The sequence below is a fragment of the Flavobacterium ginsengisoli genome, assembly GCF_029625315.1.
Taxonomy (GTDB): domain Bacteria; phylum Bacteroidota; class Bacteroidia; order Flavobacteriales; family Flavobacteriaceae; genus Flavobacterium; species Flavobacterium ginsengisoli.
Map to the genome: position 1 here is coordinate 4,108,879 of NZ_CP121110.1, position 13,733 is coordinate 4,122,611.

Sequence of the window (13,733 nt, forward strand, 5' to 3'; positions counted from 1 at the left end):
ATTTAGAAATGGAAGAACGCAATAAAACACTGGGAGAGTTTATTATTGAGAACCAAAAAGCATTTCAGTATTCGTCGGGAGAACTCTCGCGAATTATCAACTCTATTCGATTGGCAAGCAAAAGTTGTCAACCATAAAGTAAACCAAGCGGGTTTAGTAGATATTGTGGGAGCCGCAGGCGAACAGAATATTCAAGGAGAAGACCAGCAAAAATTAGATGTCTATGCAAACGAAGTATTTATCCAGACGTTAATAAACCGTGAGATTGTCTGTGGTATTGCTTCTGAAGAAAACGACGATTTTATTACTGTTCAGGGGAGCGACAACAGTCATAATAATAAGTACGTGATCTTAATGGATCCGCTTGACGGATCTTCAAACATTGATGTAAATGTTTCTGTAGGAACTATCTTTTCTGTTTTCAGAAGAGTAACTCCAATAGGAACTCCGGTAACTAGCGAGGATTTTTTACAACCGGGAATCAATCAAGTTGCAGCAGGCTATGTAATTTATGGAACTTCAACGATGTTGGTTTATACTACTGGACATGGCGTGAATGGTTTTACGTTAAATCCAGCGATAGGTACATTTTATCTTTCGCACCCAAACATGAAATTTCCAGAAAACGGAAATATCTATTCGGTAAACGAAGGAAATTATGTTCATTTTCCGCAGGGAGTAAAAAATTATATTAAATACTGCCAGCGCGAAGAAGGAGATAGACCTTATACTTCAAGGTATATAGGAAGTTTGGTAGCCGATTTTCATCGAAATATGATAAAAGGCGGAGTTTATATTTATCCGACAAGTTCAAAAGCGCCAAAAGGAAAATTACGTTTGTTGTACGAATGTAATCCGATGGCATTTTTAGCAGAACAGGCGGGAGGAAAAGCAACAGATGGTTTTGGAAGAATTTTAGAAATTCAACCAACCGAATTGCATCAAAGAGTTCCTTTCTTCTGCGGAAGCTATAATATGGTAGAAAAAGCCGAGGAATTTATGGCTGAAGCGAATTAAGTATAATTGAAAAACGAAAAATAAATACTTTATGAAAAAAACATTATTATTTAGCTTCTTGGTGCTTTTTATATCCTGTAATGATTTGCCAAAAGATGCGACAATTCAGAATATAATTAAAACTAAAATAGCTCAAGAATCTTTTGATAATGTAGAATTGGTAGATTTTAATATAGTTCGTGGTGTAGAAAACACATCTTTTGGACATACTTATGATGTTGAATTTACGGGTAAAGTAAAATATTTAAGTCCAGGTTATGTTAGAAACGCAGACCTTACAGGGAACAAATGCAAATGAAATGAATTTTTTAATTGTTGTTGAAAAAGTCAGTGAATCCAATAATATGCTTTATGATTATTTAAAAGTAAAAACGGGTATGATTAAAGAGATTACTGGTTCAATACAATTTATTAAAGGTGCAGATTTATTTGATAAAAGTACTTACTCGAAACCTGATGTTTGGGATCTAAATGTGGATCAAAATTATGGAATGAGCTTAAGAGAAATTAAAAACATAAATGGTTATAAACGTTAAAACGAAGAAAACACGAGACTAACTAAGTATTTTGTTTTTAATCACATTTTACATGCAAACCTGACAGATTTTTAAAACTTGTCGGGTTTTGTTTTGAGTTAAATTTTAAAACTTTAAGTATAAGATGGTTAATTGTTGCTAAGTACTGAAAACTAAAAAAATAACACGCAACCATTTTTTATTTAATACATCTTATAAGTGAATTATTTTTTCTGAGAAAAATTTGATTAAATTTAACCGACAAACTAAAACCAGTACTATGAAATTAAAATTAATTTTTGGACTCTTATTAAGTATAATGTTTTTGCCACTTGCTTCTTGTGATAGTGATAAAAATGGACCTAATATTGAAGGAAAATGGGATGACAATATCAAGCTTTCGCAAAAAACAGCCAATTTTAGTTCTGAAAGTAATTCTGTAACTATTACTTCAGAATATGATGGCTGGTGGTTGAATGGTATTGCACTAAATAAAGTGGGGGTTGACTTGAGTAATATTAATAAGATTTCAAAAGACTTTGTTGTTACAAATTCTGAATTTCAAGTAGAGAGAAAGGATGGAAAAACGATTATTATTACAATGAATAAAAATGCAACAAATGCAGAAAGAGTTCTTTCTATTAGCCTCCAAAATGGAGATTTTTTTAATAGCATAAATGTCGTTCAAGCTAAATAAACGATCTAAAAAAAGAAACCCGATAAAATCAATTATCGGGTTTCTTTTTTTAAATTAATTCTTAAAGAAGAATATTATTTATGCATATGTTGCATTTCATAGATAAAAGTATCTGCATCCACTTTTTTGTCAACCAATGACAATGCTTTTGCAATAATGTAATCTACGTTGCTTGGTGTAAATCCAAGGGCAACACTTATCTTTTTTAGAAGCACTTCTTGTTTATCTTCAAGATGGTGATCAACATGAACCATTCTTGTTAAATCATATAAACGCTCTAAACGTTGAACGTAAGAATACGGTGGATTGATCGGATATTTCAAAGGATCGCTAAGAATTTCTTCGTATTCCGATTCTGTAATTTCTAAACGAGCGACAAGTTTGTCTAAAAAGGCTTTTTCTTCTGGATATACAACTCCATCTGCTAGTGCTACACGTACGATAGCAGAAAAGTGTCCTTTATTTCTTTGCTTGAATTCGCTATCAAATAATTCTGAAAATGACATAATTAAAAGTATTTTTGTTAAACAAAGATAAATTTTATTTTAATTTAACAATTTTAAAATTCTCATAAATTTAACTTTTCTTTATTGAAGGATTTGGCTTCTCGAATATTTAAGTTTGAAAATTAATCGTAAGTTTACAGCCCCTAATTATTTAATTGCAATACACCTATGTCACAATTTTGGATTTATTTTCAAATAGGATTAAAACACGTTTTAGATATCAATGCTTACGATCACGTTCTTTTTTTAATCGCCTTAACCGTTCCGTATTTATTTAAAGACTGGAAAAGGATTTTTTTATTGGTTTCTCTTTTTACAATTGGTCATACCTTGGCTTTAATTCTTTCTGTTTACGGAATAATTGCCATAAAAGTAAATATTGTAGAATTCTTGATTCCGATTACAATTCTCGTAACAGCTCTTTATCATTTATTTACAGCAGGAAAGACCTCAAAAAATGATGGCGTAAATCTGGTATTTTTCATAACTTTATTCTTTGGAATTATTCACGGACTAGGTTTTTCTAATTATTTCAAAACAATTTTAGGAGGTTCTGCAACCTCAAAATTGTTACCTTTGGGAGAGTTTGCCTTAGGAATAGAAGTCTGCTCAACTAGTAGTAGTTTTTGTTGTTCTGGTAATTTCATATATAGTGCAGACTGTTTTTCGTTTTTCAAAACGCGACTGGGCACTTGTAATGTCGGCTTTTATTATTGGAGTTGTAATTCCGATGATTATTGAAAGCCCAATTTGGAACAGATAAATTAAATGGAAGTAAAAAAACGGAATAAATACGATAAAGCATATCTGAGAATTGCAAAAGAGTGGAGTTTGCTTTCTTATTGTAAACGTAAACAAGTTGGTGCTATTATCGTAAAAGATAGAATGATCATTTCTGATGGTTACAATGGTACGCCATCTGGATTTGAAAAATTCTTTGCGAAGACGAAGACGGATTAACCCGATGGGATGTTTTACACGCCGAAGCAAATGCCATTCTAAAAGTAGCAAGATCGACTCAGTCTTGTGAAGGCGCAACACTGTATATTACGCTTTCGCCTTGCAAAGAATGCAGTAAATTAATACATCAGTCAGGAATAAAAAGAGTGGTGTACAAAGATGGATATCGTGACGATTCTGGAATTCAATTTTTAATAAAAGCAGGTGTAGAAGTAGAACATATTCCTGTTTTGGAAGAGTAATGAAATTTAATTCGAAATATTTGCCGATCGTAATAGGAGCAACTTTTGCCCTTGGAACAATTGCCGGAAGCCTTATGAATGCTCCTGCAAGCGACCAGCTTTTGGCTAAAAATTACTCTAAAACCAAGCTTAATAAACTTATTGATTTTATCAACACCGAATATGTTGATAGCGTCAATACCGATTCGATTGTAAACCTTACAGTCGATAATATTCTTTCTAAATTAGATCCGCATTCAGTTTATATTCCGCCAAGTGAACAGGCTGAGGTTGCCGAAAGTATGAAAGGAGATTTCGTCGGAATCGGAATCAATTTTTATATGTATAAAGATTCGGTAGCGATTATAAAGCCAGTCGAAAACGGTCCTTCAGCTAAAGCGGGAATAAAATCTGGCGATCGTATTTTATTTGCAGGAAAAACCAAATTATATGGCAGAAAACTGCCTTCTGATAGTTTGTTTTCTAAATTAAAAGGTCTTCAAGGTTCAGAAATTGAATTGACTGTTTTTAGAAAATCAGAACAAAAGAAATTAAAGTTTAAAGTAAAACGAGATATCATTCCGATTAAGAGTGTTGATGCTTCTTTGTTAGTTGGGGATAATGTAGGTTACATCAAAATAAACCGTTTTGCAGAAACTACTTTCAACGAGTTCAAAACAGGTTTAACGAGATTAAAACAAAAAGGAATTCAGTCCCTTGTAATTGACCTTCGCGACAATGGAGGCGGTTATATGGAAGAAGCAATTGCAATTGCAGATGAATTTTTGAAAGACAAACAATTAATCGTTTTTACAAAAAGCAAAAACGGTTCTACCGAAAAAACATACGCCACAAAAGCAGGAAGTTTTGAAACTGGAAAAGTGTATGTTTTAATTAATGAAAATAGTGCTTCTGCAAGCGAAATCTTAGCTGGAGCCATTCAAGATAATGACCGCGGAACAATTGTCGGAAGACGCTCTTTTGGAAAAGGTCTAGTTCAAAGAGAAATGGATTTCAATGACGGATCTGCAGTGCGATTAACTGTAGCGCGTTATTATACTCCGACAGGAAGATCCATTCAGAAGCCATATAAAAAAGGAAACGAAGAATATTTTAAAGAATCTGAATCTAGAATTGCAACTGGCGAATTGTATGCAAAAGATAGCATAAAAGTGGCCGATTCTTTAAAATTTAAAACTCCGAAAGGTAAAATTGTTTACGGTGGTGGCGGAATTGTTCCTGATGTTTTTGTTCCAATCGAAGCAGAGCACGGAAATGAAAATGTTGCTTATTTATTGCAAACAGGAATTGTTGGCCATTTTGTTTTTGAAGAATTAGACAAAAACAGAAATGCTTTTGCAGGAGATAGTTTTGCTGGGTTTTTAGCTAAAATGAAAACTTCAGATGTGTATTTCAAAAAATTCAAGAATTATATCCTGATGACAGGTTTAGATTTGAAATTGGATAAAACGAAAGCGCTTGTGAACCGTTATATTACCGCTGAATTCGCCCGACAGCTGTATGGAGAATTGTATTATTATGATGTAATCTTAAAAGAAGATGCCATGATGAAAACAATTCTAGCTCCAAAGAAATAACTTCAATCTTTAATATCATGAAAATAGAAACCGTTGTTAATGCAGAAATCGAACTTCTAACTGCCATTAAAAAATCGGATGTTTTGGCTTTGGATACAATTCTTCATGATGATTTATTGTTCAATATGCCAGACGGACAAACCATCACTAAAGATTTCGATTTACAGACCTACCGTTCTGGAAAGATTAAAATTGATTCTTTGGAAGGTTCTGATCAAATCGTTAATATAATTGGAGATTCGGCAGTCGTTACTGTTACAGTCGCATTAAATGGGTCTTATGATGGTAATCCGATTAACGGAGTTTTCAAATACATAAGGGTTTGGAAAAAAACAGGAAAAAATCTAAAGGTTATTGCGGGAAGCTGCGTCCAGCTGGCATAATTTTGGGATAATATGAAGCCACAGATTAAAAAGATTAACACAGATTATAAAATCCTTTTAATCTTTTTAATCTGTGGCTAAAGAAAAAAATAGTAATCTTGGAGATTATTACACATTTAAATATTTAAAAATGAAAAATCTAAAAAGAATAAGTTTTCTAGCGCTTTTAATGACTTTTGTAATCTCTTGCACAACTATGAAAAACGATACAAATGCTGTAGTTTCAGGAAAAGTGGATGGTATAGAAGCTGGTAAAGACGGCTACACAGCCAAAATTACAACAGATGCTAAAGAAGTTTATTTTGCCACAATTAGCATTGTAAACGTTGGCGGACCTCAAAACTACAAACAATTAAAAATTGGCGATGTAGTATCTGTAAAAGGAGAAAAATGGAAAAGTGAGGACGAAAGTCACATTAAAGTAACAGAAATCGTTTCGGTTAAATAAAGATTTAATTTCATTAAAAGAAACTAGTTTAATATATGAAAAAACTTCTGATAGGTTTGATCTTTTTTTGTTTTGGATGCTCTTCAAGCCAAAAAGATATTAGAAGTATTGAGGTTATATGTTATAATTGGGATTTAAAGTACCCTACAGAATCTTTCAAAGGAAAATTTTACATTCAGCCAAAATTATATTCTATTCTAAATTTAAATGGAGAGAATCTAAGCTATGTGTGCGAATTCTCTCCAAATAAAACTGAAGTTTATTTTCATTCAAAGATTGATGTGAAACTAATAACTGATTTGGTAAAGTCTTTGCCTGAAATTGATAAAAGTAAAGTTCTTGTAAGCTCTTATAAGCAAGATGGTTGTATGGAAAGCTCTTCGATGTTTCGATTAAAAGTTGTTTATTCTAACAATGAAGAAAAGTATTATCAATATTATTTTCAAAACAGCAAGCAATATAGATTCAGCTATAAAAAAAATATACGTTGCTTTAAAAGTAAATCAGATTGACGGAAAATATGAGAAAATGAAAGACACTCTTTCTTTTGCTGAAAAAAAGAAAGCGATTATATCTTTTTCAATGCATAACGATACATTGGCAATGCCTTTACCAGGATTGCCAGTTTATAATAAAGTAAAATTCAAATAGTAATTTTATCGAATACTATCGTGAGCGTGAGTCTGCACGCCGTTATTCCATAAAGTAAGAATATCTGTTGCTACAGCAGCGCCACTTCCGGCAGCAATTGCCAATTGACTTCTCCATCCAGCTAAAGTTCCGATTACATAAATGCCGTCAGCAACTTTATGATCTTCGTTTTTTAGTTGAATTCGTTGTTTTTCTGGAAGTGCTTTTTTGTGAGGTTCAACAAATTGCATTAAACCTTCAATGTCGAAAGTATTGGCTGAACCAATTCCGACCACGATATTTTTTGTTTTGTATGAATTCTTGTTGGTCACTACTGTAAATTCAGGATAACTGCCCTCAATTTTCATTACTTTCTCATTTGGAATCTGAGTAATATGTGGGTAAGTTGTTGCTAAATCCTGTGTACTTTCAGTTAGAAGCTCAGAACCTAATTTTCCTGGAGTAATTCCGTAAGCGTTGTAAAATATTGCCTCTTGTAAAGAAGAATTTTTCTGATGAGCAAAAATTCCTATTTTTTTGTCAGTAACAAAAGTTTTATTTTTTGCGGATCCTAAGACTAGAGCACAAGACATTCCAGATACTCCTCCGCCAATAATTAAAACATCAAACATATTATCTGTTGTCATTCATTTTTTCTTCAATTCTTTTCGAAATTCTAAAAATCAAAAGAATCAAAACAGCGCAAAACGAAGCGGCGATTCCAATAAAAGCTACCATACTATCTCCTTGAAAAGGGTTTTGAAAGTCTAATAGCGTAATATTAAAAACAATTAAAGCTAATGCCAAAAGCACTAAGATTGAAGTGAAAATTTTCATAAGGTTGTTTTGTTTTTGCCTAAAATAATAAAGTAAAACTTTATGGAGAAATTGCCTTAAAGTTGTATTTTAGAAATTTTACGGGGTAAATGTATAAAAATAAATTTTAGACAAACAAACCTTTAACATTAGCGAGCGAATAATTTAACAGCAATTGCTAAAAGTATCACTCCAAATGTCTTGCGAACCACTCCCAGTCCGTTCTCTCCCAATAGATTTTCTATTTTTTTAGAAGACTTTAAAACGATGTATACTAAGATGATATTCAATACAATTGCAATGATAATATTAATAGTATGAAACTGAGATCGAAGCGATAATAAAGTTGTCATAGTTCCTGCTCCGGCAATTAAAGGAAAAGCCAAAGGCACAATAGAAGCAGAACCTGGTTCTTCATCACGATAAATTCTGATTCCTAAAATCATTTCTAAAGCAAGAAAGAATAATACGAAAGATCCTGCGACAGCAAACGAATGAACATCGATACCAATTAAATTTAGTAAACCTTCCCCAACAAAAAGAAAAACAATCATAATAGCTCCTGCTACAATAGAAGCTTTTTCAGATTCGATGTGTCCGACTTTAGCTCTTAAATTCACAATAATTGGAATTGAACCAACAATATCAATTACGGCAAAAAGCACCATACTAACGGTAATGATTTCTTTAAAATCGATTTCTAACATATCGCTTTGATTTTTAGGGTTTAAAAAACTGTCGCAAAAGTAGTTAATAAAGTTAGGTGTTTTTTCGATACAATGTATTTTTGTTATAAAAACATGTTTTATTGGTTAAAAAAGTGATATTTGTAACAATTGGTAATTTAACCGCAAAGATTCGCAAAGAAATTACGCAAAGTTCGCAAGGCTAAAAATTAATAATATTTTGCTCCCGATAGCTATCGGGATTGCGTAATTCTCCTACGCACTTTGCGGTTAAACATTTACAGTGTTTTATCTGTTTTCTTTGACTATCTTTGCGCTTTATAAATTACAGTATTTAATATCATGTTTCAGTTAGGTAAAACTATTATTTCAGAGGATATTCTGGAAAAAGAATTTGTGTGCAACTTGTCTGCTTGTAAAGGAGCTTGTTGTGTTGATGGAGATGCGGGGGCGCCTTTGAATGAGGCTGAAACCAAAATATTAGAAGAAATCTATCCAAAAGTGAAACCTTTTTTACGAAAAGAAGGAATTGAAGCAATCGAAGCTCAAGGAACTTGGGTAAAAGGAACTGATGGAGATCTTGAAACTCCGCTTATTGATAATAAGGATTGTGCGTATGTAATTTTTGACGGAAAAACTGCGTTATGCGGAATCGAGCAAGCATATAATCAAGGAGTAGTTGACTGGAAAAAACCTGTTTCTTGTCATTTATACCCAATTCGAGTAAAAGACTTCACAGAATTTGCGACGGTAAATTACGATAAATGGGATATTTGCGATGACGCTTGTTCGTTAGGAAAAGAATTAGAAGTTCCGGTATACAAATTTGTGAAAGAGGCGCTTATTAGACGCTTTGGCGAAGATTGGTATTTGGAACTCGAAAAAGTAGCCGAAGAGCATAAAAATTCATAAAAAAAAACAGCCTATTTGATAGGCTTTTTTTATGCGCTTTTTTGACTCGAAAAAATAAAATTTTGACTCAAAAAAAACTTTTTAAAACTATTCAAAATTTCTTGTTTTTTATATTTAAAAGTCTATATTTTACGGGCTATGAGCTTTAATTATTTTGTATAAATAATTCATTTACAGTATTTTGATTATTGTATGAAAAATGTTTCAAAAAATTAACGTTGTTAAAAACTACGGCAAATTGTGAATAAGTTTGACTTTCATTTTTGGCGTTAATTGACAATCTTTGTAGTCTATTGAATTAGTAAAAAATTCGGTATAAAAATTAAATAAAAATTGTCATGTCTCAAGTAGAACCAATCTTACAAGAAAATAAAAATCGTTTCGTTATTTTTCCTATCAAACATCATGATATTTGGGAATGGTATAAAAAAATGGAAGCTAGTTTCTGGACTGCTGAAGAAATCGATTTGCACCAAGACTTGACAGATTGGAATAATAAACTTAATGACGACGAAAGATATTTCATTAAGCATATTTTGGCATTCTTTGCGGCTTCTGACGGAATCGTAAACGAAAATCTTGCTGAGAACTTTGTAAACGAAGTTCAATATGCTGAAGCTAAATTTTTCTATGGTTTCCAGATTATGATGGAAAACATTCATAGTGAAACATATTCTTTGTTAATTGACACATACGTTAAAGACGAAGCAGAAAAAACAGAATTGTTTAATGCTTTGGAAGTATTCCCAGCTATTGCAAAAAAAGGAGAATGGGCTTTAAAATGGATCGAGTCAGATTCATTTGCTGAAAGGCTTATTGCTTTTGCTGCAGTTGAAGGAATCTTTTTCTCAGGTGCTTTCTGTTCAATTTATTGGTTGAAAAAACGTGGTTTAATGCCAGGTTTAACTTTCTCTAATGAATTGATTTCTCGTGACGAAGGTGTACACTGTGATTTTGCAGTTCACTTGCATAATCACCATTTAGTAAACAAAGTCCCAAAAGAAAGAATTAAAGAAATTATCGTTGATGCTTTAGATATCGAAAGACAATTTGTTACAGAATCTCTTCCGGTAAGTTTAATTGGTATGAACGCTACTTTAATGACGCAATATTTAGAATTTGTTGCTGATAGATTATTAGTAGAATTAGGCTGCGAGCGTGTTTATGGATCAGCGAATCCGTTTGATTTCATGGACATGATTTCTCTTCAAGGAAAAACTAATTTCTTTGAAAAACGTGTTGCAGAGTATCAAAAGTCAGGTGTGATGAACAATGACAGCGATGCTCAAAAAATTTCATTCGATGCAGATTTTTAGACAACAAAAAATACTTTTAGCGTCTATCTTCTAGAGACGCTAAAAAAGATTACAGGAATATTTTAAGGTTGAATCTCTTTCCCCAAGTCGCAGGTTCAATAGCAATTTTTGACGCATTTAAATTCGATTTTCGAATTTGAAACGAGTAACTATTGAGAATTTGGTAATTCTCTAAAATTAATTTAAAAACACGCAATGTTTAAGTACTAGAGTTCGTTCTCTAGTTACTTTCATTTTTTCAATAACTATAAAAGGTAAGCTTATGTATGTAGTAAAAAGAGATGGCCACAGAGAGCCCGTAATGTTTGATAAGATTACAGAAAGAATCAAAAAATTGTGTTACGGCTTGAATGAGCTCGTAGATCCAGTAAAGGTAGCCATGAGAGTTATCGAAGGATTGTATGATGGGGTTTCGACTTCTGAATTGGATAATCTTGCGAGCAGAAACAGCGGCTTCTATGACAATTGCGCATCCTGATTATGCTCAATTAGCAGCTCGTATAGCTATTTCTAATCTACATTCAAATACTAAAAAATCTTTCTCTGAAACGATGAAAGATATGTACGCATACGTTAACCCAAGAAATGGACAAGATGCACCATTAATTGCTGATGATGTTTACAAAGTAATTCAGGAAAATGTCGCTTTTTTAGATTCTCATATTATTTATACAAGAGATTTTAATTACGATTACTTTGGTTTCAAAACCTTAGAACGTTCTTATCTTCTTAAAATAAACGGAAAAATTGTTGAGCGTCCACAGCACATGTTAATGCGTGTTTCTGTCGGTATTCACTTAGACGATTTAAAATCGGTTATTGAAACTTACGATTTAATGTCTAAAAAGTTCTTTACGCACGCAACACCAACGTTGTTCAATGCAGGAACTCCAAAACCGCAAATGTCTTCTTGTTTCCTTTTGGCAATGCAAGATGATAGTATTGATGGTATTTACGATACATTAAAACAAACAGCAAAAATCTCGCAATCTGCGGGAGGAATTGGACTATCTATTCATAACGTTCGTGCAACTGGATCTTACATTCGCGGTACAAACGGAACTTCAAACGGAATTGTTCCAATGTTGAGAGTATTCAACGATACAGCGCGTTACGTAGATCAAGGTGGAGGAAAACGTAAAGGAAGTTTTGCGATTTACATCGAAACTTGGCATGCTGATATCTTTGATTTCTTGGATTTAAAGAAAAATACAGGAAAAGAAGAAATGCGTGCGAGAGATTTATTCTTCGCAATGTGGACTTCAGATTTGTTCATGAAACGTGTTCAGGAAGATTCAACATGGACTTTAATGTGTCCTAACGAATGTCCAGGATTATATGATGTTTATGGAGATGAATTCGAAGCATTGTATACGGATTACGAATTTAGAGGAAAAGGAAGAAAAACAATCCGTGCTCGTGAATTATGGGAGAAAATCCTGGAATCACAAATTGAGACTGGAACACCATATATGTTGTACAAAGATGCGACAAACCGTAAATCGAATCACAAGAATTTAGGAACAATTCGTTCTTCAAACTTGTGTACAGAGATTATGGAGTTTACTTCTAAAGATGAAATCGCAGTTTGTAACTTGGCATCAATCTCATTGCCAATGTTTATTGATAACGGAGAATTTGATCACCAAGCACTTTACAATGTTACAAAACGTGTAACTCGTAACTTGAATAAAGTAATCGACAGAAACTACTATCCAGTAAAAGAAGCTGAAAATTCTAACATGCGTCACCGTCCAGTTGGTTTAGGTGTGCAAGGTTTGGCTGATGCTTTTATTATGTTGCGTATGCCGTTTACAAGTGATGAAGCTAAAAAACTGAACCAAGAGATTTTCGAAACTTTATACTTTGCTGCTGTAACCGCTTCTATGGAAATGGCAAAAGAAGAAGGTCCATATTCAACTTTCGAAGGTTCGCCAATGTCACAAGGAGAATTCCAACACAATATGTGGGGAATGAAAGATGAAGAATTGTCAGGCCGTTGGGACTGGGCTTCATTAAGAAAAGAAGTTGTAGAGCACGGAGTTCGTAACTCATTGTTAGTTGCGCCAATGCCAACTGCATCGACTTCTCAAATCTTAGGAAACAACGAAGCTTTCGAACCATATACGTCAAACATTTACACACGTCGTGTATTGTCTGGAGAGTTCATCGTAGTGAACAAACATTTACTAGAAGATTTAGTAAAACTAGGTTTATGGAACGAAGATTTGAAACAAGAAATTATGCGTCATAACGGATCTGTTCAAAACATTGATAAGATTCCACAAGACTTAAAAGATCTTTACAAAACAGTTTGGGAAATGTCGATGAAAGATATTATCGACATGTCTCGTCAAAGAGGATATTTCATTGACCAGTCTCAATCGTTGAACTTGTTCATGCAAGATGCTAACTATTCTAAACTGACGTCAATGCACTTCTACGCTTGGCAATCTGGTTTAAAAACAGGAATGTATTACTTAAGAACAAAAGCGGCTGTAGATGCGATTAAATTCACATTAAACAACGATAAAAAAGAAGAGACAGCACCATCTTTAGTTCAGGAAACTGAGGCAATCAGCGTTGAGGATTACAAAGCGATGCTTTTAAAAGCACAAGCCGCAGATCCTGAAGATTGTGAAATGTGTGGGTCTTAATTTTAGATTTTTAATTTTTAATTTGATATACGAAAAGCAGTTATTGTAATGATAGTCGCTTTTTTTATAGCCACGAATTCACGAATTTTATTTGGAAAATCTGTGAAATTATATTTTATAATCATAATGATTTGAGTCAATTTGTGAATTCGTAGCAAAAAAAACTTAGACTCTCAGCATCTTAGAACCTCAGAACCTCATTTTAATATTCTCATTTTAAGCCGATTTTTTTATATTATCATACAAAACCTGCTAAATTTGTTAAGAAATCCCTTTTTGTTTCATAAAATGCAATCTTTTTTTGGTGCACTAAAAATAATTTATACATTCGCAGAGAATTTAAAACAAAACACAAACAAAATGGCAAGTAA

13 protein-coding genes and 4 pseudogenes are annotated in these 13,733 nt (G+C 33.0%); 13 read left to right on the top strand and 4 right to left on the bottom strand.

Annotated features, from left to right (window positions below; translation table 11 throughout):
• The first annotated feature begins 45 nt into the window (after nucleotides 1–45).
• The 4 genes from fbp (at nucleotide 46) to P5P87_RS19260 (ending at nucleotide 2,229) form a co-directional block, all read left to right on the top strand.
• Nucleotides 46–1,017 carry a class 1 fructose-bisphosphatase gene (fbp, locus tag P5P87_RS19245; protein WP_278020299.1) on the top strand — a complete coding sequence of 324 codons (972 nt, stop codon included), beginning with the start codon at nucleotides 46–48 and terminating at the stop codon, nucleotides 1,015–1,017.
• Between the two features lie 31 nt (nucleotides 1,018–1,048).
• Entirely contained in the window at nucleotides 1,049–1,315 is a 267-nt protein-coding gene (locus P5P87_RS19250; protein WP_278020300.1) for a hypothetical protein, read from the top strand.
• Nucleotides 1,275–1,553: a hypothetical protein gene (locus tag P5P87_RS19255; protein WP_278020301.1), complete on the top strand. Its 279-nt coding sequence runs from the start codon at nucleotides 1,275–1,277 to the stop codon at nucleotides 1,551–1,553. The genes P5P87_RS19250 and P5P87_RS19255 overlap by 41 nt, the downstream gene beginning before the upstream one ends.
• 259 nt (nucleotides 1,554–1,812) lie before the next feature.
• The gene (locus P5P87_RS19260) at nucleotides 1,813–2,229 is read left to right on the top strand and encodes a hypothetical protein (protein WP_278020302.1); all 417 of its coding nucleotides are present in this window, start codon (nucleotides 1,813–1,815) and stop codon (nucleotides 2,227–2,229) included.
• Nucleotides 2,230–2,303: 74 nt separating this feature from the next.
• Here the strand turns inward: P5P87_RS19260 and P5P87_RS19265 are convergent, their stop codons facing one another.
• Nucleotides 2,304–2,735, bottom strand: coding sequence for a TerB family tellurite resistance protein (locus P5P87_RS19265; RefSeq protein WP_278020303.1), 432 nt, complete (start codon nucleotides 2,733–2,735; stop codon nucleotides 2,304–2,306).
• A gap of 168 nt (nucleotides 2,736–2,903) precedes the next feature.
• On the opposite strand from P5P87_RS19265, the pseudogene P5P87_RS19270 reads away from it, so the two are divergent.
• From P5P87_RS19270 to P5P87_RS19295, 6 genes and pseudogenes are all read left to right on the top strand, one after another.
• Nucleotides 2,904–3,498, top strand: a pseudogene (locus tag P5P87_RS19270) (HupE/UreJ family protein).
• Between the two features lie 5 nt (nucleotides 3,499–3,503).
• Nucleotides 3,504–3,937, top strand: a pseudogene (locus tag P5P87_RS19275) (deoxycytidylate deaminase).
• The gene (locus tag P5P87_RS19280) at nucleotides 3,937–5,514 is read left to right on the top strand and encodes a S41 family peptidase (protein ID WP_198855466.1); all 1,578 of its coding nucleotides are present in this window, start codon (nucleotides 3,937–3,939) and stop codon (nucleotides 5,512–5,514) included. The pseudogene P5P87_RS19275 and the gene P5P87_RS19280 overlap by 1 nt, the downstream one beginning before the upstream one ends.
• Before the next feature lie 17 nt (nucleotides 5,515–5,531).
• Entirely contained in the window at nucleotides 5,532–5,897 is a 366-nt protein-coding gene (locus P5P87_RS19285; RefSeq protein ID WP_198855467.1) for a nuclear transport factor 2 family protein, read from the top strand.
• Nucleotides 5,898–6,027: 130 nt separating this feature from the next.
• A complete protein-coding gene (locus P5P87_RS19290) occupies nucleotides 6,028–6,345 on the top strand; it encodes a hypothetical protein (RefSeq protein ID WP_278020304.1) in 318 nt (105 codons plus the stop codon).
• 414 nt (nucleotides 6,346–6,759) lie between these two features.
• A complete protein-coding gene (locus tag P5P87_RS19295; protein ID WP_278020305.1) occupies nucleotides 6,760–6,996 on the top strand; it encodes a hypothetical protein in 237 nt (78 codons plus the stop codon).
• 5 nt (nucleotides 6,997–7,001) lie between these two features.
• Here P5P87_RS19295 and P5P87_RS19300 read toward each other — a convergent pair whose 3' ends face one another.
• The 3 genes and pseudogenes from P5P87_RS19300 to P5P87_RS19310 all read right to left on the bottom strand — a co-directional run bounded on the left by P5P87_RS19300 (nucleotide 7,002) and on the right by P5P87_RS19310 (nucleotide 8,498).
• Nucleotides 7,002–7,607: an FAD-dependent oxidoreductase gene (locus P5P87_RS19300; protein WP_278022816.1), complete on the bottom strand. Its 606-nt coding sequence runs from the start codon at nucleotides 7,605–7,607 to the stop codon at nucleotides 7,002–7,004.
• A 1-nt stretch (nucleotide 7,608) separates the two neighbouring features.
• Nucleotides 7,609–7,812 (bottom strand): hypothetical protein, encoded by a 204-nt coding sequence (locus P5P87_RS19305; RefSeq protein ID WP_095928256.1) that lies wholly within the window; start codon nucleotides 7,810–7,812, stop codon nucleotides 7,609–7,611.
• 106 nt (nucleotides 7,813–7,918) lie between these two features.
• Nucleotides 7,919–8,498, bottom strand: a pseudogene (locus P5P87_RS19310) (MarC family protein).
• A gap of 321 nt (nucleotides 8,499–8,819) precedes the next feature.
• On the opposite strand from P5P87_RS19310, the gene P5P87_RS19315 reads away from it, so the two are divergent.
• The 3 genes and pseudogenes from P5P87_RS19315 (at nucleotide 8,820) to P5P87_RS19325 (ending at nucleotide 13,362) form a co-directional block, all read left to right on the top strand.
• The gene (locus P5P87_RS19315) at nucleotides 8,820–9,389 is read left to right on the top strand and encodes a DUF3109 family protein (protein WP_278020306.1); all 570 of its coding nucleotides are present in this window, start codon (nucleotides 8,820–8,822) and stop codon (nucleotides 9,387–9,389) included.
• Nucleotides 9,390–9,727: 338 nt separating this feature from the next.
• Nucleotides 9,728–10,705: a ribonucleotide-diphosphate reductase subunit beta gene (locus P5P87_RS19320; RefSeq protein ID WP_198855471.1), complete on the top strand. Its 978-nt coding sequence runs from the start codon at nucleotides 9,728–9,730 to the stop codon at nucleotides 10,703–10,705.
• Between the two features lie 262 nt (nucleotides 10,706–10,967).
• Nucleotides 10,968–13,362: pseudogene (locus P5P87_RS19325) on the top strand (ribonucleoside-diphosphate reductase subunit alpha).
• Nucleotides 13,363–13,733 lie beyond the last annotated feature (371 nt).